Genomic DNA, 25,694 nt, shown 5'->3' on the forward strand with positions numbered 1-25,694 from the left:
CATGCGCATCAGAACACGTCTTGCCGCTGTCTTCTTCACGAGCCTGCTTGCGGGCGCCTCTTCCGCGTTCGCCGATGAACCGCTCACCCTCACCATCGGCACGCAGGATGCGGCGTGGCCGCTGATCGTCGAGCAGTCGCGCGTGCTCGATGGCGCGCCCTACAAGATCAAGTGGGCCGTGCTCACGGGTCCCGCCGCGCAACTCTCCGCGCTGTATTCGAAGAGCCTCGACGTGGGCCTGATGGGCGATACCTCGCTCATCATCGAGCAAGGCAACGCGCGCGCGCCATGGACCGCGGACACCGCGCCGTTGCAGATCATCGCGGGATGGCGCAACCCGGACAGCAGCTATCCGCCCATCGTCACGGTGGTGCGCAACAACGCCAATGTGAAGACCATTGCGGACCTGCGCGGCAAGACCTGGGGCTATAACTTCGGCGGCTTCAACTATCTGCAATACGTGCTCTCGTACATCAAGGCCGATCTGAAGCCGAAGGACTTCGAAGGCGTGAAGTTCGGCGACGGCAACGTGTCGGCTTCGGCCTTCAATGCCGGTCAGGTCGCGGTGTATTCGGGCGGCTATGCGCCGGTGAAGGAAGCCGTCGACAAGGGCGAGGCGCGCGTCATCATCAAGAGCGACGAACTGGACATCCCCGCGTTGTCAGTGTTCGCCGCGCGCACGGACGTGCTGCGCGATCCCGCAAAGAGCCGCGCGCTCGGCGACTTTCTCGGCCGTCTGAAGAACTCGTGGACCTGGTGGGCGCAGAACGTGCCGGCGGTCGAGAAAATCTATCTGGAGAAAATGAAGCAGAGCCCGGCGCGCGCGAAGTTCTCGGCGGAGAACGGCCGTTCCGTGTTCTATCCGCTCGATGGCGCGCTGGTCGCACGCGAGCAGAAGATCGCCGACACGCTGCACAAGTCGGGCGACATCAAGCATCCCATCAAGGTCGACATCGAGTTCAACCCGGTGTTCGACGCGCAGGCAGTGGCAACGCGCTGACGCGCCGTGTCCGGCCAACCTTCATTGATATTCATTACCCAGGATCCCGCGCTCATGTCCCGCTCCGTGTCTCCCGCGCAATTGCGCACGCTCATCGCCCAACGCTCCGAACTCGCGGTGCTCGACGTCCGCGAGGAAGGCGTGTCAGCCCGCAGGCGGTTGTTCTATTCGTCGGTTGCGCCGGTGGGGCGGCTCGGCTTGCTGATCGAGCGGCTCGTGCCGCGCCGCGGCACGCCGGTCGTGCTCGTCGACAGTCATGGAGAGCACGCGCCGCGCGCCGCCGCGTTGCTCGCGCGCTGGGGCTATACGGACGTCGCGGTGCTTGCGGGCGGCATCGACGGCTGGGAGCAGGCGGGCTTCGAAGTATTCAGCGGCACCAACGTGCCGGGCAAGGCGTTCGGCGAACTGATCGAACATCGCCTGCATACGCCCAACATCGACGCTGTCACGCTCAAGGCGCGCCAGGATGCCGGCGACGATCTGGTCGTGCTGGATTCGCGTCCCTTCGGCGAATATCACACGATGAACATTCCGGGCGGCATCGACTGCGCGGGCGCGGAACTGGTGTATCGCGCGCTGGCGGCGGTGCCTTCGCCGGACACGCTGATCGTGGTGAACTGCGCGGGCCGCACGCGCAGCATTCTCGGCGCGCAGTCGCTCATCAACGCGGGCGTGCCGAATCCGGTTGCCGCGCTCACGGGGGGCTCGATGGCGTGGCTGCTTGAGGGCCTCGAACTGCAACATGGCGAAGTGCGCACTGCGCCGCGCCCTGAAGGCGCAACGCTCGCAGCCGCGCGCGAGCTTGCCGCTGCGGCGGCACGCAAGGCCGATGTAGCGGTCATCGACGGCGCCGCGCTCGCCGCGTTGGAACAGGAGAGCGGCACGCGCACGCTGTACCGCTTCGACGTGCGCGATCCGCTGGAATACGAAGCCGGGCATCCGGCAGGCTGGCGTTCGGCGCCGGGCGGCCAACTGTTGCAGGCGACGGACGAGTACATCGGTACTTTGCATGCACGCGTGATCCTCCGCGACGACGATGGCGTGCGCGCGCGCATGACCGCGTCGTGGCTCAAGCAACTCGGCTATCTCGATGTCCGCGTGCTCGATGACACGGCCAGCGCTGCGCTGAGCAACGATCGCTACGCGGCCGGCCCCGAGCCGCTGAACGTGCGGCCGCACGGCTTGCGCACGCGCTGGATCGAGGCGGACCGGCTGGCCGATGCGCTGAAGCAGGGCACGGCGCAGGTCATCGATATCGACAGCAGTCTGGGGTTCAGGCGCGCGCATATCGAGGGCGCGCGCTTCATCGCGGCGAGCGAACTTCAGTCGAAGCTCGCGGATTTCCCGTCAGATCGTGATCTGGTGCTGACCTCGGAAGACGGCGCGCTGGCAGCGCTGGTCGCGGCTGAACTGGCGGAACAGCGCGCGAATGTTGCGGCACTCGCGGGCGGCACGCGGCGCTGGTTGTCCCTGGGCCTGCCGCAGGCTTCCGGCGATACCGGCAATCTCACCGGCGACGACGACGCCTGGTACAGCCCCTATCACGCCGCGCCAGAACGTGTCGCCGAGCAGATGAACGCGTATCTCGCATGGGAACTGCAACTCGTCGAGCAACTGGAGCGTGACGACATTGCGTCCATCGACGTGCTCGATTTCGGCACGGCAACGGCGAAGCGCAGTCATGCGCGGCTTGACGAACTGAAGGCTGACCAGGCGCGCGCCGCATGAACGCGGCCGTCTCGCCCGTCTTCGACGGCGCCACGAGCCCCGCCGACATCCCCGGCAGTCCGCTCGCGGCGGCCTTCGCGCAGCCGTTGATGCTCGGCCTGTTCCTGCCGATCCAGAACGGCGGCTGGTCGATCTCGACGCTGCCGCGCGGGACCGACTGGCGCTTCGACTACAACGCGCGCCTGACGAAGCAGGCCGAGGCGCTCGGCTTCGATCTCGTGTTCGGCCTCGCGCAGTGGCTCGGCAAGAACGGACATGGCGGCACGCTGAAGTATCGCGAGCAGTCGCTCGATGCGTTCATCGCGACGAGCGCGCTCGCCGCCATCACCGAACGCATCCTGCTCATCTCGACGGTGCACGCGCTCTATGGGCCGTGGCATCCGCTGCATCTGGCGAAGTTCGGCGCGACGCTCGATCACATCTCGAACGGGCGCTGGGGCATCAATCTCGTGACGGGTCACGTCGCGAGCGAATGGGCGATGTTCGGCCAGCCGATGATCGAGCATGACGAACGCTATGTGCGCGCGGCGGAGTTCGTCGGCGTATTGGACACGCTGTGGCGCAGCGATGCCAACCTGACCATCCGCACGCCGCACTGGCAACTCGACGATGCCTTCGTCAGTCCGCGTCCGTGCTTTCATCGGCCGGTGCTGGTGAACGCGACGGGCTCGGCGGCGGGCATCGACTATGCCGTGCGGCATTCCGACCTGATCTTCATCACGAGCCCGGCCGGCGCGGACTTCAAGGATGCGATCGGCGCGCTGCCCGCGCATACGGCGAAGATCCGCGAAGGCGCGGCGCGCGTCCGGCGGCGCGTACGCACGCTGATCAATCCGACCATCGTCTGCCGGCCGACCGAACGCGAAGCCCGCGCGTATCACGATGCCATCGTCGCGCATCCGGACGAAGGCGCGCTCGATGGTTTCATCGGCATGCATGGCCGCAGCGACGCGAAAGCGTGGGCCAAGCACAAGCGCGAGCAGCGCGTGCTGGGCGGAAACCTGCATCTGATCGGCTCGCCGGAACAGGTCGTGGAGCAACTGATCGCGCTGAAGCACGCAGGCTGCGACGGCGTTCAGCTCACCTTCTTCGACTTCGAGCCGGACCTCAAGTATTTCGGCGAGGCCGTGCTGCCGCTGCTCGTGCAAGCGGGCTTGCGCGTGCCCGCAGCGCCGCTTCGCTCTTCACTTCAGGCAACGTCATGAGCCAGCCACGTCAGCTTCACCTGAACACCAATGTCACGGGCGTCGGACGTCACCCGGCGGGATGGCGCACGCTCGAGAATCCGCGCGCGATCGTCGATCTGAACTTCTACAAGGAGATCGCGCGGACGGCGGAACGCGGCAAGCTCGATGCCATCTTCCTGTCCGACCTGCTGGCGCTGCGCAATCACGCGGAAGGGCCGTCGCAGGCGCTGGAGCCGACCGTGTTGCTGACGGCGCTCGCGGGCGCGACGACGCATGTCGGGCTGATCGGCACGGCATCGACCACGTTCAACGATCCGTTCAATCTCGCGCGGCGTTTCGCATCCGTCGATCACGTGAGCGGCGGGCGCGTGGCCTTCAATGCAGTGACCACGTATGACGCGTCCGCTGCGGCGAACTTCAGTCATGACGTGCCGCTCTCCACCGAAGAACGCTATGCGCGCGCGCAGGAATTCGTGGAGGTGGTCACGAAGCTGTGGGACAGCTGGGAAGACGATGCCTTCATCGCCGAGCAGCACAGCGGGCGTTATACCGATCCGGCGCGCGTGCATGCGATCGCGCATCGCGGCGCTCACTTCGCGGTGCGCGGGCCGCTGACTGTACCGCGCAGTCCGCAGGGAAGGCCGGTGCTGGTGCAGGCGGGATCGTCGGAAGGCGGGCGGGCGCTCGCCGCGCGTTTCGCCGATGCCGTGTTCACCGCCCAGACCACGCTGCCCACCGCGCAGGTTTTTTATACGGAGATGAAGGAGCGCGTGCGGCGTCACGGGCGCAATCCGGATCATTTCCTGTTGTTGCCGGGGCTGTATCCGGTGATCGGCGGCACCGAAGCCGAAGCGCGGCAACGCAAGGGCGAACTCGACGCGCTGCTCGATACGGAGCGTGAGGTGGCGCGGCTCGCGGGTGCGCTGGGGCTTGCACCCGACGATCTGCGCATCGATGCGCCGCTGCCCTATGACCTGATCGCGAAGGTATCGCGCTCGGACCTGCCGCGCGGTTTCATCGATTCGACGGTTGCGCTGGCGCGCAGCGAAGGTCTCACGGTGCGTGATCTGCTCGATCGCAATCCGGGTGCGCACAGGATGATCGTCGGCACGCCGGAGCAGATCGCCGACGATATCGCGCGCTGGTTTCATGAACGCGGCGCGGACGGTTTCAATCTGAACGCGGATGTGTTTCCGTCCGGACTGGCCGCGTTCGTCGATCATGTCGTGCCGCTGTTGCAGCGCAAGGGCATCTTTCGACGCGAGTACGAAGGCACTACCTTGCGCGAGCATCTGGGCTTGCCGCGTCCGCGCAGTCAGTACGAACGTGGGGCGGATGCGGCGTGAATCAGCGCCCGCTCAGCGCCGCCTCGCCCACGCGAAACACTGCGAGTTCATCCTCCGCGCATTGGGCGATCAGACCGGTTTCCCATTCGAGATAGGCGCGCGCGGCATCGAGATTGCCGTCGTGCCGATCGTGTACAAAATATAAAAAGTCGATGCGGTCTTCAGGCGCGAGACGGAGCGGCGTGTCATCCACGGGCCAGCCTGCGCTTGACCATCCGTTGATTCCATGTGCCGCGAGTGTGACGCCTGTGTAATCCGCATCGCGCAGATCCTGTACGACGAGACGCGCGGCGTCGCGCGAACGGGCATCGGCGAATACGATCAGGGGCGCATCGCGCTGCACGTCGCGGGCGCGGAGTGCGTCGAAGACACGCACGCGGTTCGTCCAGATGCTTCCGGCAGGCCGCGATATCTGATGCGCTTCGCTGGCGCGCAGATCGAGTATGAGGGCGGCCGGATCGACCGGCGCGTCTTCGTCCACTGTCGAAGATGGCTCGGCTTCAGCGGACGTCGACGCCAGCGATCCCGCTTCCACGATCGCCGTCTCATAGCCCAGTTGCACCAGCCAGTGCGCCACTACCGGCGCGCGGATGCCGTCATGATCCACCAGCACGATGCGCGCATTCCGCACGGCCACGCTATGGTCGGTTGCCTGGATCAACTGGCCGCCGGGCGCGTGCCGCGCAAGCGGCAGGCCATCGCGGCGGTACTCTTCGGCGGTGCGGACATCGAAGAGATACGTGGTGCGGGCGGGATCGCCGAGCCATTGCCGCACCGTGCCGGCGTCCACCGCGCTGACGCCGAAGCGCTCCGCCAGCGCCCGGGCCCGTTCCCGCGCGGTATCACGTTCGGCTTCGCTCAACGGTGGCAGGTCGGCGTAACTGCCCGTGCTGCCGTGTTCGAGCGTCAGACCTGCCAGCGCCCAGCCCTGCGTGCCGTTTTCCAGCGCGAACACGTCGCGGCGCACGCCGAGATTGCGCAGCGTCTGCGCGCCGATGATGCTGCGCGTGCGGCCCGCGCAATGCACGACGATGGTCGTGTCCGGCGGTCCGGCAAAGGCGTCGACCCACGCGGGCAGTTCGCCGTTCGGCACGCATACCGCACCCGGAACCGCCATCTTGCGATGCTCTTCGCGGGTGCGTCCGTCGATCAGCGCGAGCGGACATCCGCCGCGCTCGGCGCGCCAGCGCGCCAGTTGCGATGCACTGACATGCGGTGTGCCGTATGCATGTTCGACGAGTTCGCCGAATGTCTTGGATGGTACGTTCACGCCGCGAAACAGTGTTCGGCCCGCGCGCTGCCACGCCGGCGCGCCGCCTTCCAGCACCGCGACGTTACTGTAGCCAAGGGCATGCAGACGCGCGGCGGCCCGCTGCGCGACCGGCGCATGGTCGATGCCCGCGCCGCTGGCCGTCGCGCCGTCGTCGATCAGCACGATGCGCACGCTGGTGCGCGGCAGCAGGCGCGGCGCATCGAGTTCGAGGCGGCTGAACGGCAACGGGATCGCAAAGAATGGGTGGCCCTCGCCGAACTGTCCGGCCTCGCGCACGTCGAGCAGCGCGAGTTCGCGGCCATCGTTGAGCCAGGCGCGCAGGGTGGCGGCGTCGATGAAGCGGAAAGCGTCGATGGCAAAGGGCATGGGTGGGCTACCTGTCACGGTGTTCGAGAGGGGTTGCATTTTGCATGTTGCGTTATGCATTCCGCATTCCGCATTCCGCGGAGAGCCCCATTCTAGAAATGCCACGCGGCTTTCCGAACCAAGCATTCGTCACAACCTTATACGCGGGCAAACCGCGTTTCCAGCGCGCGAGCTTTGCATAGCAGATCAGATTGGTTCGCGCGATGGCGCGCATGGCCTACGCTTTCGGTCCTTCCAAAGCACGGCGTCCACCCGCGCATAACCTTGCCTGCCAATTTGCCCATGAATCCGGATTCGCCCCTCATCACACGCCGCCGCATGCTGCAATTGTTGCTGGCCAGCTCCGGAGCCGGCCTCGTGTCCTCCGCTCACGCGGCGCAGGCGCTCGCCGCGTCGCTGCCCGGCGCCGTCGTGCGAGGCGGAACGCTGCTCGCGAACGTGACGCCCGAGCCGGGCGGTCTCGTGGCGGGCATCAACATCTCCAGTCCGGCGGTGGTGATCTCGGCGAACATCTTCGACGGCCTCCTGACCTACGACAGCGACTATCGCCCGAAGCCGCAGCTGGCCGAATCGTGGGACACCGCGCCGGATGGCAAGTCAATCACGTTCCGGCTGCGCAAGAACGTCAAATGGCACGACGGCGTGCCGTTCACTTCCGCCGATGTCCAGTACTCGATCCTCAACGTGGTCAAGAAGACGCATCCGCGCGGCGCGTCGAATCTGGCGAAGGTGATCGGCGTGGATACACCTGACCCGCATACTGTCGTGTTCCGGCTCAGCGGTCCTTCGCCGGTACTGTGGGCCGTGCTGTTCGGCACTGAAACGCAGATCGTCCCGAAGCATCTCTACGAGGGCACCGATCCGCTGACGAATCCCTGGAACGTGAAGCCGATCGGTAATGGCGCGTTCATGTTCAAGGAATGGGTGCGCGGCAGTCATGTGATCTTGCAGCGCAATCCGGACTATTGGGACAAAGGCGCCTCGGGCAAGGAAAACAAGCCCTATCTGGAGCAGATCATCTTCAAGATGGTGCCGGACGCGGCGGCGCGTGCTGTCGCGCTCGAGACGGGCGAACTGACATTCGCGGCGAACAACCCGGTGCCGGAAGTGGATGTCGCGCGTTTGCAGAAGAACCCGAAGCTCGTGCTCGATACGATCGGCTGGCAGGCGCCCGCGCCGATGTTCTTCTTCGACTTCAACTACCGCCGCAAGACCTTCGACGATATCCGCGTGCGGCGGGCGTTCGCGCATGCCATCGACCGGGCCGCGCTGGCGCGCATCGTCTGGTTCGGTCTGGCGGATGTCGCGCAGAGTTGCGTGCCAAGCTACCAAAAGCAGTTCTTCAAACCGGGACTGCCGCAACACGCGTTCAATCCCAAGGAAGCCGAGCGTCTGCTCGATGAAGCGGGATTGAAACGCGGCGCGGACGGCGTGCGCCTGCGTATCGATCATGTGACCGAGGTGGCGTATGGACAGGTGTATTTGCGTGCGGCGGAGCTGATGCGCCAGCAGTTGCGCAACGTGGGCGTCGAGATGACGCTGGTCAATCTCGACCTGCCGGGCGTGATTCGCAAGCTGTACACGGAACGCGATTTCGACACGGCCTCGATGTGGTATTCCGCTTATCCGGATCCGCAGATCGGCGTCACGCGCCGTTTCTGGAGCAAGAACATCAAGCAGGGCGTGCCGTCCAGCAATGCATCCAGTTATGCGAATCCGCAGATGGACCGGATCATCGAAGGCATTCAGGAAGAAGGCGATGTCGCGAAGCGCAAGGCGCTCATCGACGAGATGCAGTTGCTCGTGCAGACCGAGGTGCCCTCGATCAACCTGCTCGAACTGAAGTTCTTCGGCTTCTATTCGAGCCGGCTCAAGGGATTGCGCAAGGGACCGATGCTGTTCTATTCGACGCTTGCGGATGCCTGGCTTCAAACCTGACCATCACAAGAAACCGGAATGGCACGGACGTGCGTCGTGGATATCCATGGCGTCGAGACGGCGCGCGTAGAATGAAAACACGCGCTCTCCGACCGCACAGGACCTCCCATGCTGCAAGCCTTTGCGTCATCAGATCCGTTCACGATCGGCGTTGAACTCGAAATCCAGGTCGTCAACACACACGACTACAACCTGACCAAGGCCACCACCGAGCTCCTGACCCGCGTGCGGGAAGAGCGCTTTGCGGGCGCAATCAATCCCGAGACGACCGAAGGCATGATCGAGTTGTCGACCGGCGTCTGCCGGAACTTCGGTCAGGCACGCAGCGAGTTGCAGACGCTGCGCGACACGCTGGTGCGCGCGGCGGATTTCCTGAACGTCGGCGTGTGCGGCGGCGGCACCAATTTTTTCCAGAACTGGTACGACCAGCGTTCTGACGGCCGCGAGCGTTCCGAATATTTGATGGGTCTGTACGGCGCGCTTTATCAGCAATTCACGATCTTCGGCCAGCACGTGCATGTGGGCTGTCCCGATGCGGATTCGGCGCTCGTCCTGCTGCATTCGCTGTCGCGCTATGTGCCGCATTTCATCGCGCTGGCCGCCGCTTCACCCTTCGTGCAGGGCAGCGACACGCAGTTCCAGTGCGCACGGCTGAACTCGGTTGCGCCGTTTCCGCTGTCGGGCCAGGCGCCGTTCGTGACGAACTGGTCCGACTTCGAAGCCTACTTCGAACGCATGACGAATACCGGGTTGGTGCATAGCCTCAAGGATTTCTACTGGGACATTCGCCCGAGTCCGGGCTATGGCACCGTCGAGGTGCGTGTGATGGATACGCCGTTGCGCGTCGAATGGGCCGCCAGCATCGCCGCGTATATCCAGGCGCTCTCGCGCTATCTGCTGGTTGACCGGCCGTTACGTCTCAGCGAGCGCGACTACGAGGTGTATCGGACCAACCGGTTCATGGCCTGCCGCTTCGGTCTGGACGGCGCTTGCGTCGATCCCGAAACCGGGCAAAGCGCGCCGATCCGCGAACGCATCCTCGCCACGCTGGACGTCCTGGCGCCCCATGCGCAGGCATTGGGCGCGGAAGAAGGACTGGCGGACATCCGGCGCGCCGTGACGCAAGGCGCTAGCGACGCCGCGTGGCTGCGCCGCGTGTATGACGCGCATGATTCGTTGCATGAGGTCGTGCGTCAGCAGTGCCGGATATGGCGCGGGGCGCAGATGCCGGAATAGGGGCGTAGCGCGTGACCGTCAGCGCGCGTCACGCCGCGCGAAGGGACCATTGTCAGCGAAAGCGAATTGCGCGAACCGCAAGCCGATGAAACGATGCGTCGCTCCATCCGGATGCAGTTCATCAGGTAGCGGATACGCGGCCTGATCTTCAGGACCATACAGACGGGTGCCGTCGAGATAATGCAGGTTCGGATCATCGGCGGCGCGCTGTTCGACAATGCGGCGCAGTTCCTCGCGAATCACCTGCAGGGTCAGCTTGCCGGCCTGAACATCGTCCGGGTTGCCGGTCGCTCGAAACGCTATCCTGCCTTCGGCCAGCGCGGCGAAATCGAAGGCACCCGGACCGGGCGTGGCTTCGTGGATCGGACAATAGAGCGGTGAAACGATCAGCAGCGGCGTGTGCGGATGACCGTCGCGGATCGTATCGATAAACCCATGCATCGCCGGACCGAAGGCGCGCATGCGCATCAGATCGAAGTTGACCACGTTGATGCCCATCTTGACGCTGATGAAGTCAGCCGGCGTGTCGCGCATGACGCGCGCCGTGAACGGGTCGAGCAACGCGCTGCCGCTGAAGCCCAGGTTCGTCAGCTCGACATCCGCGAGACGGGCCGCGAGCGCGGTCCATATCGACGTGGGGCTGTCGCCATTCGAGCCCTGGCTGATCGAACTGCCATGGTGCATCCACGTCTTCCTGCCCTCCGTGCCGACTGCTTCGATGCGGCCGTTCGTGCGCAACGCGGCGAGCACGCTGAGTTCGTCGTGCGGCAGCCAGATCTCGATACGCTTGCGGCCTTCCAGCAGGCCCGGGAACGCGAGCGTGACAGGGCCGTCCGATTGCACGGAGGTGGTGTTGGTCGCGGCATCGACCGTTACGGTGTCGCCGCCTTTGGCGCGGTGTTGCTGCGTGAGCTGGCCATCGACGATGAGATCGTAGAGGCCCGAAGGACGCACCGGCGCACCGGCATGGACATAGCGCGTGGGCAGGACGTCGAGTTCGATGTCGGTCGCGGCGGTATCGAACACGAGCCGCACGCCGGAAGGCTTGGCCTCCGCGAGCATCAGTTGCGGATCGGGGCACTGCTTGCGAGCCCAGGCCGGCAGGCGATGCGGTCGCACGCCATACGGCGTGTGTTCGAGTTCGATGGCGCCACGCAGCAGCGCGGCATCGATGGGCGTGGTGATCCAGTTGTGCATATGCCGAATCAGGCGTCTTCCAGACTCTCGCCGCGCTCGGCAATCAGCTTGCCGAGTTCGCGCGTGGACAGCACACGCCGTCGCGGATCGGTGGAACCCGACTCGTCATCCGCGAGATTCTCGATGATCGTCAACAGCACCTTGCGCGCGACCTTGATCTCGCGCTCGCTCAGTCCGGTCACGCTGATGTCGTTCACCTCCTCCGCGAGCGGCACGAGCTTGTCCTTCAGCGCACGGCCCTCGGCCGTGAGATACACATGCGTGTTCTTCTTGTTCTCGGGACGCTGCTGACGCTCGACCAGTCCGAGCTTCTCCATCGCCGTCACGGCGGCGAACGTCGTAGGCGCCATCACGCCGGCCTGTTCGCTCAGCTCGCGCTGCGTGAGACCGTCCGTCTCCCACAGGATGCGCAGGAAGGTCCAGTGCCCGAACGATACCGCGTGTTCCGCGAGCCGCATCTGCAACGCGCGGACCATCGAGCGCGCGGCGTCCTTGACGAGGTGCGCGAGACGGTCGTTCGGCACGGACTCGTGCCAGTGGCGCAGCATTTCCACGGTTTCGCGCGGCGCGCCTTCAACGGTCTTCTTTCGTGTCATGGCGATGTCTTCTTTCATGAAAGCGGGTATCTCCCGACATGATAGCCGCTGGCCCCCTCAGCTGGCCCCTTCAATCAGCCGTCCGGCCGCGCGCGCGGCGCTCTCCGTGCAAACCCGAACTTGTTCGCGAACCGCTGCCTCCTTACCATTATGATTAGATATCGAATAAAAACCAAAGCGTGAGCCGGACGATCGAGCCGGTTCGCGCATCATCCTCATCGATGCGGGAAACGGAGAGTCTGGTGGCCAAATCCACAGTCACGCAATTCATGTCGGAATCGGACGCAGCAGCGGCACGCGTCGAGGCGACTTATCACAAGGTCACCTGGCGGCTGATGTCGTTCATCTTCGTCTGCTGGGTGTTGAACTACCTGGACCGCGTGAACGTGAGCTTCGCGCAACTGCATCTCAAGCAGGATCTCGGCCTGTCCGATGCCGCCTACGGCCTCGGCGTCAGCCTGTTCTTCATCGGCTATATCCTGCTGGAAGTGCCGAGCACGCTGTGGCTCAAGCGGATCGGCGCGCGGCTGACGATCTCACGCATCATGATCCTGTGGGGCGGCATCTCCACCGCGATGGCCTTCATGACCACGCCGATGCAGTTCTACATCGCGCGCATTCTGCTCGGTGCAGCGGAAGCGGGTTTCTGGCCCGGCATCATCCTGTACCTGACCTACTGGTATCCGGGCGCGCGGCGCGCACGCATCACCTCACGCTTCCTGCTGGCGATTGCGGCGGCGGGCGTCATCGGCGGGCCGCTGTCGGGCTGGATCCTGCATAACTTCGTCGACGTGCTCGGCTTCCGCAACTGGCAATGGCTGTTCTTCCTCGAAGGCCTGCCGGCGTTGCTGATGGGCGTGGTGGCGTTCTTCTATCTTGTCGATCGTCCGCAGGACGCGCGCTGGCTCGACGACGAACAGAAACGGATCATCCTCGATGCGCTCGCCGCCGACCGTGCCGAGAAAAAAACGGAAAAACACACGCGCCACCAGTTGCTGGTCGCATTGAAGGATCCGCGCGTGTACATCCTCGCGGCGGGCTGGGGCACGGTCCCGCTGTGCGGCACGATCCTCAACTACTGGACGCCGACCATCATTCGTCAGGCCGGCGTGTCCGACGTGCTCAACGTGGGCCTGCTGTCCGCGTTGCCGTACATCATCGGCGCGCTCGGCATGTTTGCGGTGGCGCGCAGTTCCGATGTCACGCTCGAACGCCGCTGGCACTTCTTTGCCTGCACGGCCATCGGCGCATTGGGCGGCTTCCTGTTGCCGGTGCTGTCGGGCAACACGGCGGCCGCGATCATCTGTCTCGGCATGATCTCCATTTCCTACTTCGGCGCGGCGGCCATCATCTGGTCGATTCCGCCCGCCTATCTCTCCGACGAAGGCGCCGCCGCGGGCATCGGCGCGATCAGTTGTCTGGGCCAGGTCGGCGCGTTCTGCGGACCTATCGCGCTCGGCTGGATCAAGACCATGACGGGCAGCCTGGCGATCGGGCTTGCGGCCATCGCGGCGATCGTGATGCTCGGCGGCCTGGCGGTGCTGATCGGCGTGCCGGCGAACACGCTGCGCGAGCACGCGGAAAAGCTCTCCTGACGTTCCGGTTTTTTGCGGCAGCACGGCGCCTTCGTATCGAAGGCGCCGTTTTTTTTGCAACGGCGCAACAGTAAAAAACAACGCGTTCAGGGAAAACCCCCTTGCCTACAAATGATTAGATATCTAACATAAAGCCCATGGAGATCAGCAAGGGAGCAGGTGCAATGAACGAGTCGGCGAGCCACGAAATGTCATTCAGGACGCTCGTGGTGACGAAGAAGGAATGCGTGGCGCAAGGCATCTTCCGTTTCGAATTGCGTGATGAAGCAGGGCGCGAGCTGGCGCCGTTTACGGCGGGCGCGCACCTCACCGTGCGGGTGCCGAGCGGAGCGAACCGCAACTATTCGCTGTGCAGCGATCCTGCTGAAACGGACCGCTATGTGATCGCCGTGAAGCGCGAAGCAGCCGGCCGCGGCGGCTCGGTGAGCATGGCGGACGAGGTGGAGGAAGGCGCACGCATCGAGGTCTCGGAGCCGCGCAACGAGTTCGGACTGAGCGAGCGCGCGCGGAGCTTCGTGTTTGTCGCGGGCGGCATCGGCATTACGCCGATTCTCTCGATGATGCGTCATCTCAAGGCCACGGGCGGCCCGCGCTTCAAGCTGTATTACGTGTCGCGCAGCCCTGAAACCACGGCATTTCTCGATGAACTCTCGAGTGAGGAATGGCAGCCGCATGTGGTGGTTCATCACGATCACGGCGACCTCGCCCGGGCCTTCGACTTCTGGCCGGTCTTCGAAAAGCCCGGCAGCGGCGCACACGTCTACTGCTGCGGCCCGCGCGCGCTGATGGATGGCGTGCGCGACATGACGGGTCACTGGCCGACCGGCAGCGTGCATTTCGAAAGCTTCGGCGTGGACCAGTCGCGCGCGGCGGAGAACACGCCGTTCAACATAAAACTGGAACGGACCGGTCGCAGTTTCGCCATCCCCGCCGACCGCTCGATTCTCGAAATCCTGCGCGACAACGGCATCCGCGCGCCGAGTTCCTGCGAGAGCGGCACGTGCGGATCGTGCCGCACGAAGCTGTGTGCGGGCGTGGCGGAACATCGCGACATGGTGCTCGGCGAAGACGAGCAGCACGATCAGATCATGATTTGCGTGTCGCGCGCCCGGAGCGAAGAACTCGTGCTGGATCTTTGAATTTTGAATTCATCCCCATTGCATTGATTTCAGATAAGCAGGTCAGGAGAAGCGCAAATGCTTACGCATGAAGAAAACGAATTGCTGTGCCGCGTCGAAGGCGACGCGCCCATGGGCCAGTTGATGCGTCGTCACTGGACGCCGGTCTGTCTCATCGAGGAAGTGAGCGAGCCGGACGGCGCGCCGGTGAAGGCGCGTGTGTTCGGCGAAGATCTCGTCGTGTTCCGCGATACCGATGGCAACGTCGGCGTGATGGATGAATACTGTCCGCACCGCCGCGTGTCGCTCGTATACGGACGCAACGAGGACTGCGGCCTGCGCTGCCTCTATCACGGCTGGAAGATGGACGTGAAGGGCAACGTCATCGAAATGGTCTCGGAGCCTTCCTGCAGCGACATGACGAAGAAGGTCCGCCACAAGGCTTATGAAACGAAGGAATGGGGCGGCTTCGTCTGGGCCTACATGGGCCCGCAGGACGCGATTCCCGCGTTCGCGCCGCCCGCGTGGGCGCCGACCGAGGACACGCGCGTGAGCATCGCCAAGGTCATCGTGCCGTGCAACTGGGCGCAGATTCTCGAAGGCGCGATCGATTCGGCGCACAGTTCGAGTCTGCATTCGTCGGATTTCGTGCCCGCGCGCGTCGGCGGCGCGGAAGCCACGGCGAAGAACTGGCTGCGTCCGTCGACGGACAAGGCGCCGCGCCTGCAAGTGCATCGCACGAGCTATGGCTTCCGCTATGCCGCGCTGCGCCGTCCCATCCAGAACGCCGCGACGCATGACTATGTGCGCTCCACGGTGTTCGTCGCGCCGGCCACCGCGCTGATTCCGCCGAACAATCTCTACAACGTCGCGAACATCAACGTGCCCTGCGACGACACCAGCACTGCTTTTTATTTCATGGCGTGGGGGCACCCGGACAAGACGCCGGAAACCGAGACGTGGCGCAAGTTTCTCGGGCAGCAGGTAGGCGTCGATCTGGATGCGACGTATCGGCCGCTGCGCAATCACGACAATCGCTTCTGGCAGGATCGCGAGGCGATGAAGAACGGCAACTTCACCGGCATCAAGGGCTTCCCGAATCAGGACATCGCGATGTGGGTGACGATGGGTCCGATCGCCGATCGCACCGAAGAAAGGCTCGGCGCCAGCGATGTTGCCGTGGTCGAGTTCCGCCGCCGCATGCTCGATGCGCTGCGGGAATTTCAGGCGGGCGAGGCTGGTATCGGTACGGGTGAGCAGGCGATTCCGCGCCACGTCTGCTCGTTCCAGGCGATGGTGCCGAAGGACACCGACTGGAAGCAGTATGCCGCGCATCCGGTGTGGGTCGAACCGGCTGCGGAAGCGGCGCCGGAGCTCGAGACGAACTATCAGGTGCAGGTCTGATGGAGCCGCTGCGGCTTGGCATCGTGGGCCTCGGGCGCGCGTTCTCGCTGATGCTGCCGACCTTTCTCGCGGACCCGCGCGTGCGGCTGGTCGCGGCATGCGACCCGCGCGAGACGGCGCGTGCGCAGTTCACCGCCGACTTCGATGCGCCCACCTTCGCCGATATCGAAGCGCTCGCGAGCCAGCCGGACATCGATGCGCTGTACATCGCGAGTCCGCATCAGTTTCATGCAGCGCATGCGCGGGTGGCGGCGCGGCATGGCAAGCACGTGCTGGTCGAGAAGCCGATGGCGCTCTCGCTCGCCGAATGCGACGCGATGATCGACGCATGCCGTGATGCGCACGTGCATCTGATCGTCGGTCATTGCCATAGCTTCGACACGCCGTATCTGCGTACGCGCGAGCTGGTTGCGTCGGGCGCATTCGGTGACGTGAAGATGATCCAGGCGCTCAACTTCACGGATTATTTGTACCGGCCGCGCAGGCCCGAGGAATTGCAGACGGAAGAGGGCGGCGGCGCGGTGTTCAGTCAGGCGGCGCATCAGGTCGATATCGTGCGAATGCTGGCCGGAAGCCGCGTGACGCGCATCCGTGCAGCTGTGGGCCGTTGGGACGCCGCGCGTCCGACCGAAGGCGCATACACGGCGACCTTGTGGTTCGAGAACGGGGCGTTCGCGACGCTCTCCTACAACGGCTATGCGCACTTCGATTCCGATGAATGGACCGGATGGATCGGCGAGATGGGGCAGACGAAGCACGCCGCCGACTATGGCGCCGCGCGGCGCAAGCTGGCTCGTGTGCAGTCGCGGGATGAAGAGGCGCGCCTGAAGGCTGCGGGCACTTACGGGGGCGCGGCTTATTCCCCAACTCGATCCGAAGCACGCTGGCATCAGCACTTCGGGCCGCTCATCGTCTCGTGCGAACGGGGCGACTTGAGACCTTTGCCGGACGCCATCGTCGTGTATGGCGACGAGCGGTGTGAACGAGTCGCGCTCGATGCGCCGCAGGTCCCGCGCGCCGAAGTCATCGACGAACTGATCGCCGCGGTACAGCGCGATATCGCACCGCTGCACGACGGCGTATGGGCACGCGGCACGCTGGAAATCTGCCTCGCGATGCTGCGTTCGAGCGCTGAGCAGCGCGACGTACTCATCGGCGGCGAGACGCTTACAACACAGGAACATTGAACATGAGCAAGCTGAATCTGTCGGTTGCAGTGGGCAACTACGACCGCATGCGACCGCTGGTGGATGGCGAAGTACAGATCGACGGCGTCGATCCGGTGTTCATGCTGCAAGACCCGGAAGAAATCTTCTTTCGCGCCTTCCGTCACGCGGATTACGACATCTGCGAACTGTCGCTCTCCAGTTACAGCGTGAAGACGGCGGCGGGCACGAGTCCGTATATCGGCGTGCCGGTGTTTCCGTCGCGTGCGTTCCGTCATACGTCCATCTACGTGCGCAACGATCGCGGCATCGACACGCCTGCGGATCTGAAGGGCAAGCGCATCGGCGTGCCCGAGTATCAGTTGACCGCCAACGTATGGGCGCGTCTGTTTCTCGAAGAGGATCATGGCGTCAAGGCATCGGATGTGACGTGGGTGCGCGGCGGTTATGAAGAGACCGGCCGTGAAGAAAAGATCACGCTGAATCTTCCCGCCGATGTACGGCTGGAGAATGCACCGTCGAACGCGACCATCACGGGTATGCTGGCATCCGGTGAAATCGATGCAGTCATCGGTCCGCGTGCGCCGTCATGTTTCACGAACGGTCATCCGAACGTGAAGTATCTTTACGACGATCCGCAGAAAGCGGCCGCCGACTGGTACACGCGCACGAAGCTGTTCCCGGTGATGCACCTGCTGGGCGTGCGGCGCACCCTCGCCGAGCGGCATCCGTGGCTGCCGGGCGCGGTGGCCAAGGCGTTCGAGAAGAGCAAGGCAGTGGCACTTGCAAAATTGAGCGACACGTCGGCCACGAAAGTGACGCTGCCTTTCGTCGAGGAACAGTTGAGCAATGCGCGCCGCTTGATGGGCCACGATTTCTGGTCGTATGGGTTCGCGCCCAACCGGCATGTGTTGTCGCGCTTCCTGAAGCGGCATCATGATGAAGGGCTGTCGAGCCGGCTGCTGCAACCGGAAGAACTGTTTCATCCGGCGACGCTGGAGAGCTTCAAGATCTGATCGAAGGGGTGTCCATGAAAGTCGAAGGGCAATGTCATTGCGGCGCGATCGCCTATGAAGCTGACGTCACGCCTGGCACCGTCGCCATCTGTCATTGCACGGACTGCCAGACGCTGACGGGCTCGGCGTTTCGCGTGAATATCGCCGCACCGGCGGAGAGCTTTCGCATCCTCAGAGGCGAGCCCAAGCGCTATCTGAAGACCGCCGACAGCGGCGCGCGCCGCATCCACGCGTTCTGTGCGGAATGCGGCGGGCCGGTGTATTCGTCGGCGCAAGAGAACCCTTCTTCTTATTCGTTGCGAGTAGGCGCGCTGAAGCAGCGTTACGAACTCGGCGTGCCGAAGCGGCAGTCGTGGACCCGGCGGCGCTTCGGCTGGCTCCCGGATCTCGGCACGGCAGAGGCTTTCGAAGGGCAGCCTTGAAGAGACAAACCTCTATTGCGTCCGCGTCGATTCGTGCTCATGCTCTCGTGACCGACATGCACGACCTGACACGGAGACGTGAATGAGCAAAGTAAAAGTTGCCGGCTTCGGCGTTTCAATCGATGGCTATGCTGCGGGCCCCGCGCAGAGCCTGGAACATCCGCTTGGCGTGCGAGGCCACGAAATCTTCCAGTGGTTCTTCCCGACGCGCACCTTCCGCGCGATGCAAGGCAAGGACGATGGCGAAACCGGCCCCGACGACAGCTTCGCCCACCGCGCCATGGATAACTTCGGCGCCTTCATTCTCGGCCGCAACATGTTCGGACCGGTGCGTGGCGAATGGCCCGACGATCAATGGAAAGGATGGTGGGGCGAAGATCCGCCGTATCACGCGCCCACGTTCGTGCTGACGCATTACGCGCGGCCTTCCATCGAGATGCGCGGCGGCACCACGTTTCATTTCATCACCGGCGGGATCGACGAAGCGCTGCAGCGGGCCCGCGAAGCGGCGGGTGCGCGGGACGTCAAGATCGGCGGCGGGGCTTCTACGGTGAAGCAGTACATTCAGGCGGGCCATGTGGACGAGATTCATCTCGCGATGGCGCCGGTCGTGCTGGGCGCCGGAGAACCGCTCTTCGACGGGCTGGATCTCCATGCATTGGGATACAGGACCGTCGAACATGTTCCGACCGAACGCGCCACTCACATCGTCCTGATGCGCTGAAGGTCGTGCTCAGATCACCACGTCGTTCGAGAAGGCCGAGGCGAACGCATTCAACGCTTCAATCAGCGCGGCATCGCCTGCCATGGCGGCCGCGCGCAGACGCGTGACATCGGCACCAAGGGACTCGACGAAGCCGTGCAGCGCGTCGTTGTTCATCGCGATGCCTTCGTGCCGCTCGAAGAACGCCGATGCCTTCTCCGCGAGCAGGATCAACGCGGCCGCCTCGCCGCCGGGCTGACGGGCGCTGTCACGGCATTGCAGCGCGAACTCGCGGATATCGGTCAGGCCCAGACCTCGTCGCGAAAGCGATGCCGCTGCCAGTTCCAGATTCATAGTTGCTTCTCCAAAGATGAGGCGTCGCGTTATGCGACCAGTCAGGCGAAGGCGTTGATGGTTTCATACAGCAGCGCCACGCCGTCCATGAAATCGACGAGACGCATGGCCTCGTCGGGATTGTGCGAACCGTTCTGGTTGCGCACGAAAATCATCGCGCTGCGAATGCCGGCTGCGGCGAACATGGCGGCGTCGTGACCCGCTCCGCTCGGCACGTGCGGAGCGGGCAGGTTCAGTGTCTGCGCATGCTGTTCGAGCAAGCCGATCCAGCCCGCGTCCATGTGCGCGGGCGCGGTCTGCAACAGCGCGCCCGTTTCGAAGCGCACGCCATGGGATGCCGCCGTGTCCGCGAGCGTGTGTTCGAACACGTCGAGCACCTGCGCCAGCACGTTGGGGTCCGCGCTGCGTGCCTCGAAACTGAAATCGACTTCGCCTGGAATGCGCGAGATCGCGTGCTGTTCCGCGCGCGTGCCGAACACGCCGCAGGTGATCACGAGGTCCGCGCCCTCGGCGAGCGCGCGTTTCCAGTACGTATCGAGCGCGCTGACCACGTGGGCCGCCGCAAACACCGCATCGTGACGGCGTTCACGCGGCACCGCACCCGAATGACCTGGCTCTCCGATACAGCGCACGTTGCGGTAACGCACGTTGCCGCGTATCGACGGCACGATGGCGACCGCGCGTTGTGCATCATCGAGCAGCGCACCCTGTTCGATATGCAACTCGATGTAGCCCGCGACGCCGTTCGCGTCGAGCAGCACTTCGCCCGCCGCGATCGCCTCCACATCGGCGCCTGCTTCGCGCATGCAGGCCGCGAGCGTCTCGCCTGTCGAGCGCTGCTGCGCGTCCAGCGTCGTGGGCGGCAAGCGCCCGAAGAGCGCGCTGGAGCCGATATATGCCTTGCCGAACCACGCGCTCTCCTCGCCGCGCAGCGCCAGCACGCGCAGCGGATGCATACCTCGCTGTCCTTCATCGCGTTGCCGCATGAGACACAGCAGGCCCGCGATCACGCCGGCGAGGCCGTCGAAGTTGCCGCCTTCCGGCACGGAATCCATGTGCGAGCCGCACAGGATGGGGCGTGTGCGTGCGTCATCGGGATGCGAGAAGGTGACGTTGCCCGCGCGATCGACATGTGCAGCGAAGCCTTGCTTCTGTGCGAACGCCGTCAGCAAGTCGAGCGCACGGCTCTCGCCCGCGCCGTACGATGCGCGCGTCACGCCACGACCTTCAGCGGTGGCCTCGCGCACTGTGTCGAAGAGCTGCTGTGCAATGTGCGCGTAATCAGTCGATGCCGTCATGCGAGTGCGCTCATGCATCATGGGCCGCTGCAAGGAACTGGCGCAGTTCGTCGGTGCGCGGCTGGTTGAAGAGCACATCGGGCGTGCCGCTTTCATGAATGCGCCCCTGATGCAGGAACACCACGCGGTCGCAGACCTCGCGCGCGAAGCGCATCTCGTGCGTGACCATCACGAGCGTCATGCCGCCCGCCGCGAGTTCCTTCATCACCGCGAGCACTTCCTGCACGAGTTCCGGATCGAGCGCGGACGTGATCTCGTCGCACAGCAACGCCTTGGGCGACATGCACAGCGCACGCGCGATCGCCACACGCTGCTGCTGTCCGCCGGACAGTTGGTCGGGATAGGCGTCGAACTTGTCGCTGAGGCCGACGCGCTCCAGTTGCAGGCCCGCTTGCCTGCGTGCTTCGGCGGGCTTCATGCCGAGCACGATCATCGGTGCGAGCATCACGTTGCGGCCAATGCTCAGATGCGGAAACAGGTTGAACTGCTGGAAGATCATGCCGACCTGAAGCCGCAACTGCTTGAGCGCGGCGTCGTCGTCGGACAGGCGCGTGCCCGCCACATCGATGCGGCCGCTGTCGATGCCCTCCAGTCCATTGATGCAGCGCAGAAGCGTGCTCTTGCCCGAGCCGCTCCTGCCGATCAGCGAAATGACTTCGCCGGCGCCGATGTTCAGGTCGATGCCCTTGAGCACTTCGTTACCGCCGAAGCGCTTGGTGACCTGGTCAATTGCGATAAGGGGCATTGAAATGCTTCTCCAGATGACGGCTCAGCGCGGACAGCGCCGAGCACAGCAGGAAGTACATCAGCGCGACGAGCCCGAAGGTTTCGAGCGGCCGGAAGGTCGTGTTGCTGATCATCGTGCCCGCCTTCGTGAGCTCGACGAAGCCGATGATCGACGTGACCGAGGTGTTCTTGACGATCTGCACGCAGAAGCCGACCGTCGGCGCCACGGCGAGGCGGCAGGCCTGCGGCAGCACGATATGGCGGTACTGCTGCATGCGTGTCATCGCCAGCGAAGCGGATGACTCCCACTGTCCGCGCGGCACCGCTTCAATGCAGCCGCGCCAGATTTCAGCGAGGAACGCCGCCGACCACAGCGACACCGCCAAGCCTGCCGCGAGCCACGCGGGCACGTCAAAGCCGAACAGCGCGATGCCGAAGAACACGATGAACAACTGCATCAGCAGCGGCGTGCCCTGGAACAGTTCGATGAAGGCGGCCGCCGCGCCGCGCGGCAGGCGTGCGGGCGTCAGGCGCAGCCACATGATCGCGAAGGCCAGCGCGCCGCCGCAGACGAAGGCGACCAATGAGAGCGCCACGGTCCAGCGCAGCGAGGCGAGCAATACGCGCAGGATGTCCCACAGGGTGAAGTCCATGGTGGCTTATCTCGCGGGGCGCGCGGTCACGAAGCGCTTGCCGAGCGTGCGCAGCGCATGGCGCAGCACGAGGGCGAGCAGCAGATACGTGAACGTCGCGGCGGCGTAGGTTTCAAAAGAACGGAACGTGCGGCCCTGGATGAAGTCCGCCACATGCGAGAGGTCCATCAGCGCGATCTGCGAGCAGACGGAAGTCGTCAGCATCATGATGATGAACTGGCTCGTGAGCGCGGGCCATACCTTCTGCAATGCGGGCCGCAGCAGCACGTGACGGAAGGTTTGCAGGCGCGTCAGCGCGAGACTCGCGGCTGCTTCATGCTGGCCGCGCGGCGTCGCTGCAATCGCGCTGCGCAGGATCTCCGTTCCATATGCGCCGAAGTTGATCGTCACGGCCAACAGCGCGGCCTCGACGGCATCGAGCCTGACATGCAGTTGCGGCAAGCCGAAGAAAATGAAGAACAGTTGAATCAGGAACGGCGTGTTGCGGAACACTTCCACATAGGCAAGCGTGATGGCGCGCGCCCACGGCTTGCCTTCCGCATGAATCCACGCACCGGCGATGCTCAGCGCAAAGCCGCCCAGGCCGCCGGCGATGCTGACTGCGAGCGTCATCGCCACGCCCTGGACGAGCAGGGGCAGATACGGCGCAATGGCGCCGAAGTCGAATTGATAGGACATGGTCTGAAGCTATCCGGAGCGGGATGCGGCGGAAGGGCGCTTCACTGCCTCATGCCACGCGAAGGAAGCGGATGAGGCAGCGGAGTGCGTCAGGGTTTTGCGTCGAGCGGCTGCTTGAGCCATTGACGCGACAACGCGTCGAGCTGGCCGCTGGCCTTCTGTGCCGCGAAGACGCTGTTGACGGCGGCTAGCATGGCGCTGTCGCCCTTGCGCACGGCGGCGCACACCGGCGAATCGATCAGCAGGAGCTTCTGTGCGAAATGCTTCTGCGGATTGTCGGCGAGCAGCTTCGCGCCGACGATGTTGCCCGTCGCGAGATATTCCGTCTGCCCGGACAGGAAGGCGGCCACTGCCGAACTGTTGTCCTGATAGCGCGAGAACAGCGTGCCGGCGGGCGCGTTCTTCGTGATGAAGAGGTCTTCCTGCGAGCCCGTCACCACGCCGATCTTCTTGTCCTTCAGGCCAGCGACGTCCGTCAGAGCATCGGCTTGCGGACCGAACACCGCCGTGTAGTACGGCGCGTACGGCGAGGTGAAGTCGATCACTTCCGCGCGCTGCGGATTCTTGCCGAGATTGAGTACGAGATCGACCTTGTTGGTCACGAGGAACGGAATCTTGTTGGCCATCGTCACCGGCACGATCTGCAGCTTCACATGCAGCGCGGCGGCAGTCAGCTTCGCCACTTCGACATCGTAGCCGTGCAGCTCCATGTCGCTGCCCACCGAGCCGAACGGCGCGTAATCCTGCGGCACCGCGACGCGGATCAAACCGGTCTTCTTCACGGTGTCGAGCGTGTCGGCATGCGCGGCTGGGGCGTGACTCAGCAGCGCCATCGCGCCGGCAACCGACAACATGGCCGCACCCAGGCGGCGCTTGAACGTAGCGGTGAAACTCATTGTGCAGACTCCGGAATGGACTTCAGGAAGGCGTGGAAGGCTTCGTCGAATACAGCGGGGGTTTCCAGCATCGGCGAATGGCCGCTGTCGGTCATGGCGGTGAGCGTGCTGTTCGGCAGGCCATCCAGCAGGCGCTGCGCATGCTCCATCGTGCGGCCGCTGTCGTGCGCACCCCAGACCACCAGCGCGGGAAGCTGCACGCCCGGCAGATGCGGGCGCATGTCGGTCTCGATCAGCGAAGACTGGATGTCGATCATCGCCGTCAGCGGCGCGGCCTTGGCGCGCTCCACGTAGCCGTCGAAGAACGGCTGCGGCAATTCGCGGAACCAGTGCGCGCTGATCTCGCGCATCGTTTCGATGCCGTCGTTCTCCAGTTGCGCAAGCAGCGCGCGGCCCAAAGCGTGATTGGTCATCGACGGACCCGTGCAGACCAGCACGATGCCGCCGAGCTTTTCCTGATAGCGCACGGCCGTCATCTGCGTGACGACGCCGCCCATCGAATGACCGACTACCACCGGCCGCTCCAGTTCGAGCCGGTCGATGAATGCCGCCACGCGGCGCGCGAGCGCTTCGATGGTGAAGCCGTCGGGCGGTGCGTCGGAGCGCAGGAAGTTGTCGATGGCGAGACCGCGATAGCCGGGCGGCAGCGCGTCGATGGTGCGTTGCCAGAGTTCGGACGAACTGCCGAAACCGCCGTGCAGGAAGATGACCGGGCGGCCTTCGCCACCGCTGTCGGTGTAGTGAACGCGGGCGCCGTCGAGTCGGATGATGGGCATGATGTGCTCCTGGTTGGATGGAGCGAGTATCGGGCGGCAAAACCAGCGGGCCAACGCTCATTTTTATGATTTGACGCATATTTATGGCGCATGTAACTTTTTTGAGTCACGGGCCACCATTAAAAAACGGAACGCATGGAGAGTTTTCGCGCTATCGGGGAGCGCCTGAAGCTGCATCGCCAGCAAATGAAAATGACCGCCGATGAAGTCGCCGAGGCCATCGGCGTCTCGCGCGCGCTGTTGCACCGGTATGAAGCGGGCAATATCGTCAAGCTGGAGACGCTCGAAAGGCTCGCGCGGGTATATGGCATGTCGCCGAGCACGCTGCTCGGGCTCGGCGCCGAATACCTGACCGACGGGTTCCGCTTTTTTGAGCGCGTCGCGAGCCTGGAAGAGAAGGCAGACCGGGTGTCAGTGGTGTTCGGGCCGCTGATCTACGTGCTGAGTTCGGCGGGTTACGACCGCTCGCTCGCGCGCAGCCTGCATGATCCACAGGACCTGGATCCGCTCACGCCGGCCGAAGGCAAGCGGCTGTTGCAGGTCCTGGAGCGGCGCAAGGCGATCTTTCGTTTTCGCCAGCCGGCGATGGTCAACATCGTTCCGTTGAGCAGCATCGAACGCTATCTTGCCAACGGACTCGCGGTGACGGCCGACAAGCCGTACGCCGAGCGCGCCGAACTCCGACGCGAGGCCGCGCGCGAGATCGGGCACATGGCGGACCTGATCGCTTCGCCGCCGATGCATGTGCAGATCGGCCTGACGACGCAGCCCTTGCCTACCTCCGGCTATCAGATCATTCATGCGGAAGGGCGGCGGTATCTCGTGAACAGCCCGTTCCGGATCGGCCAGCCGACCAACCTGCGCTATGGCGTCGGCACCATCACGGAAGATCCGGAGGCGCTGGCCAAGCACGATCATCTGACTGGAACGCTATGGCAAAGCGCGTTGAAGGGCGCGCAGGCGATGCACGAGCTGCACCGGCTCATCAAGAAGTATTCGGACTGAGTGTGATGCTTTGCGGG

General features: G+C 64.4%; 24 protein-coding genes. 14 read left to right on the plus strand and 10 right to left on the minus strand.

What is annotated here, in order from left to right; translation table 11 throughout:
- The first annotated feature begins 1 nt into the window (after position 1).
- From QCE69_RS18355 to QCE69_RS18370, 4 genes are read left to right on the plus strand one after another with little or no spacing between them, the layout of a single operon-like run.
- Positions 2 to 1,000, plus strand: coding sequence for an ABC transporter substrate-binding protein (locus QCE69_RS18355; RefSeq protein ID WP_309932164.1), 999 nt, complete (start codon positions 2 to 4; stop codon positions 998 to 1,000).
- A gap of 54 nt (positions 1,001 to 1,054) precedes the next feature.
- The gene (locus QCE69_RS18360; RefSeq protein WP_309932165.1) at positions 1,055 to 2,728 is read left to right on the plus strand and encodes a rhodanese-like domain-containing protein; all 1,674 of its coding nucleotides are present in this window, start codon (positions 1,055 to 1,057) and stop codon (positions 2,726 to 2,728) included.
- On the plus strand, positions 2,725 to 3,933 hold the full coding sequence (locus tag QCE69_RS18365) for an LLM class flavin-dependent oxidoreductase (RefSeq protein WP_309932166.1): 1,209 nt from the start codon (positions 2,725 to 2,727) through the stop codon (positions 3,931 to 3,933). Before QCE69_RS18360 ends, QCE69_RS18365 begins: the two co-directional genes overlap by 4 nt.
- The gene (locus QCE69_RS18370) at positions 3,930 to 5,261 is read left to right on the plus strand and encodes an LLM class flavin-dependent oxidoreductase (RefSeq protein WP_309932167.1); all 1,332 of its coding nucleotides are present in this window, start codon (positions 3,930 to 3,932) and stop codon (positions 5,259 to 5,261) included. Before QCE69_RS18365 ends, QCE69_RS18370 begins: the two co-directional genes overlap by 4 nt.
- A gap of 1 nt (position 5,262) precedes the next feature.
- Here the strand turns inward: QCE69_RS18370 and QCE69_RS18375 are convergent, their stop codons facing one another.
- On the minus strand, positions 5,263 to 6,900 hold the full coding sequence (locus QCE69_RS18375; protein WP_309932168.1) for a rhodanese-like domain-containing protein: 1,638 nt from the start codon (positions 6,898 to 6,900) through the stop codon (positions 5,263 to 5,265).
- Between the two features lie 357 nt (positions 6,901 to 7,257).
- On the opposite strand from QCE69_RS18375, the gene QCE69_RS18380 reads away from it, so the two are divergent.
- Positions 7,258 to 8,838 (plus strand): ABC transporter substrate-binding protein, encoded by a 1,581-nt coding sequence (locus QCE69_RS18380; protein WP_309932169.1) that lies wholly within the window; start codon positions 7,258 to 7,260, stop codon positions 8,836 to 8,838.
- Positions 8,839 to 8,946: 108 nt separating this feature from the next.
- Positions 8,947 to 10,074, plus strand: a complete 1,128-nt coding sequence (locus QCE69_RS18385; protein WP_309921272.1) for a YbdK family carboxylate-amine ligase — start codon at positions 8,947 to 8,949, stop codon at positions 10,072 to 10,074.
- 18 nt (positions 10,075 to 10,092) lie between these two features.
- Here QCE69_RS18385 and QCE69_RS18390 read toward each other — a convergent pair whose 3' ends face one another.
- The gene (locus QCE69_RS18390; RefSeq protein WP_309932170.1) at positions 10,093 to 11,271 is read right to left on the minus strand and encodes an SGNH/GDSL hydrolase family protein; all 1,179 of its coding nucleotides are present in this window, start codon (positions 11,269 to 11,271) and stop codon (positions 10,093 to 10,095) included.
- 8 nt (positions 11,272 to 11,279) lie between these two features.
- A complete protein-coding gene (locus tag QCE69_RS18395; protein WP_309814242.1) occupies positions 11,280 to 11,867 on the minus strand; it encodes a MarR family transcriptional regulator in 588 nt (195 codons plus the stop codon).
- A gap of 269 nt (positions 11,868 to 12,136) precedes the next feature.
- Between QCE69_RS18395 and QCE69_RS18400 the strand changes: the two genes are divergently transcribed.
- The 7 genes from QCE69_RS18400 (at position 12,137) to QCE69_RS18430 (ending at position 19,312) form a co-directional block, all read left to right on the plus strand.
- Positions 12,137 to 13,462, plus strand: coding sequence for an MFS transporter (locus tag QCE69_RS18400; RefSeq protein ID WP_309922891.1), 1,326 nt, complete (start codon positions 12,137 to 12,139; stop codon positions 13,460 to 13,462).
- Between the two features lie 164 nt (positions 13,463 to 13,626).
- Positions 13,627 to 14,601: a PDR/VanB family oxidoreductase gene (locus tag QCE69_RS18405; RefSeq protein ID WP_309932171.1), complete on the plus strand. Its 975-nt coding sequence runs from the start codon at positions 13,627 to 13,629 to the stop codon at positions 14,599 to 14,601.
- A 57-nt stretch (positions 14,602 to 14,658) separates the two neighbouring features.
- Positions 14,659 to 15,984: a Rieske 2Fe-2S domain-containing protein gene (locus QCE69_RS18410; protein WP_309921280.1), complete on the plus strand. Its 1,326-nt coding sequence runs from the start codon at positions 14,659 to 14,661 to the stop codon at positions 15,982 to 15,984.
- Complete coding sequence (locus tag QCE69_RS18415; protein WP_309932172.1) at positions 15,984 to 17,171, plus strand: Gfo/Idh/MocA family oxidoreductase; 1,188 nt, start codon at positions 15,984 to 15,986, stop codon at positions 17,169 to 17,171. The genes QCE69_RS18410 and QCE69_RS18415 overlap by 1 nt, the downstream gene beginning before the upstream one ends.
- 2 nt (positions 17,172 to 17,173) lie before the next feature.
- Complete coding sequence (locus QCE69_RS18420) at positions 17,174 to 18,166, plus strand: ABC transporter substrate-binding protein (RefSeq protein ID WP_309840177.1); 993 nt, start codon at positions 17,174 to 17,176, stop codon at positions 18,164 to 18,166.
- A 14-nt stretch (positions 18,167 to 18,180) separates the two neighbouring features.
- Positions 18,181 to 18,588, plus strand: a complete 408-nt coding sequence (locus QCE69_RS18425) for a GFA family protein (RefSeq protein WP_309932173.1) — start codon at positions 18,181 to 18,183, stop codon at positions 18,586 to 18,588.
- An 82-nt stretch (positions 18,589 to 18,670) separates the two neighbouring features.
- A complete protein-coding gene (locus QCE69_RS18430; protein ID WP_309932174.1) occupies positions 18,671 to 19,312 on the plus strand; it encodes a dihydrofolate reductase family protein in 642 nt (213 codons plus the stop codon).
- 9 nt (positions 19,313 to 19,321) lie between these two features.
- Here the strand turns inward: QCE69_RS18430 and QCE69_RS18435 are convergent, their stop codons facing one another.
- The 7 genes from QCE69_RS18435 to QCE69_RS18465 all read right to left on the minus strand — a co-directional run bounded on the left by QCE69_RS18435 (position 19,322) and on the right by QCE69_RS18465 (position 24,672).
- A complete protein-coding gene (locus QCE69_RS18435) occupies positions 19,322 to 19,645 on the minus strand; it encodes a hypothetical protein (RefSeq protein ID WP_309932175.1) in 324 nt (107 codons plus the stop codon).
- Positions 19,646 to 19,686: 41 nt separating this feature from the next.
- Positions 19,687 to 20,943 carry a hydantoinase/carbamoylase family amidase gene (locus tag QCE69_RS18440; protein WP_309932176.1) on the minus strand — a complete coding sequence of 419 codons (1,257 nt, stop codon included), beginning with the start codon at positions 20,941 to 20,943 and terminating at the stop codon, positions 19,687 to 19,689.
- A 10-nt stretch (positions 20,944 to 20,953) separates the two neighbouring features.
- A complete protein-coding gene (locus QCE69_RS18445; RefSeq protein ID WP_309932177.1) occupies positions 20,954 to 21,688 on the minus strand; it encodes an amino acid ABC transporter ATP-binding protein in 735 nt (244 codons plus the stop codon).
- Positions 21,669 to 22,322 (minus strand): amino acid ABC transporter permease, encoded by a 654-nt coding sequence (locus QCE69_RS18450; RefSeq protein WP_309921305.1) that lies wholly within the window; start codon positions 22,320 to 22,322, stop codon positions 21,669 to 21,671. Before QCE69_RS18450 ends, QCE69_RS18445 begins: the two co-directional genes overlap by 20 nt.
- A gap of 6 nt (positions 22,323 to 22,328) precedes the next feature.
- Positions 22,329 to 23,000, minus strand: coding sequence for an amino acid ABC transporter permease (locus QCE69_RS18455; RefSeq protein WP_309932178.1), 672 nt, complete (start codon positions 22,998 to 23,000; stop codon positions 22,329 to 22,331).
- Positions 23,001 to 23,089: 89 nt separating this feature from the next.
- Complete coding sequence (locus QCE69_RS18460) at positions 23,090 to 23,896, minus strand: transporter substrate-binding domain-containing protein (protein ID WP_309932179.1); 807 nt, start codon at positions 23,894 to 23,896, stop codon at positions 23,090 to 23,092.
- Entirely contained in the window at positions 23,893 to 24,672 is a 780-nt protein-coding gene (locus QCE69_RS18465; RefSeq protein ID WP_309932180.1) for an alpha/beta hydrolase, read from the minus strand. The genes QCE69_RS18460 and QCE69_RS18465 overlap by 4 nt, the downstream gene beginning before the upstream one ends.
- Before the next feature lie 135 nt (positions 24,673 to 24,807).
- On the opposite strand from QCE69_RS18465, the gene QCE69_RS18470 reads away from it, so the two are divergent.
- A complete protein-coding gene (locus QCE69_RS18470) occupies positions 24,808 to 25,677 on the plus strand; it encodes a helix-turn-helix transcriptional regulator (RefSeq protein ID WP_309932181.1) in 870 nt (289 codons plus the stop codon).
- Positions 25,678 to 25,694 lie beyond the last annotated feature (17 nt).

Origin of the sequence: Caballeronia sp. LZ032 (assembly GCF_031451315.1) — a bacterium.
In the GTDB taxonomy this organism is placed as follows: domain Bacteria; phylum Pseudomonadota; class Gammaproteobacteria; order Burkholderiales; family Burkholderiaceae; genus Caballeronia.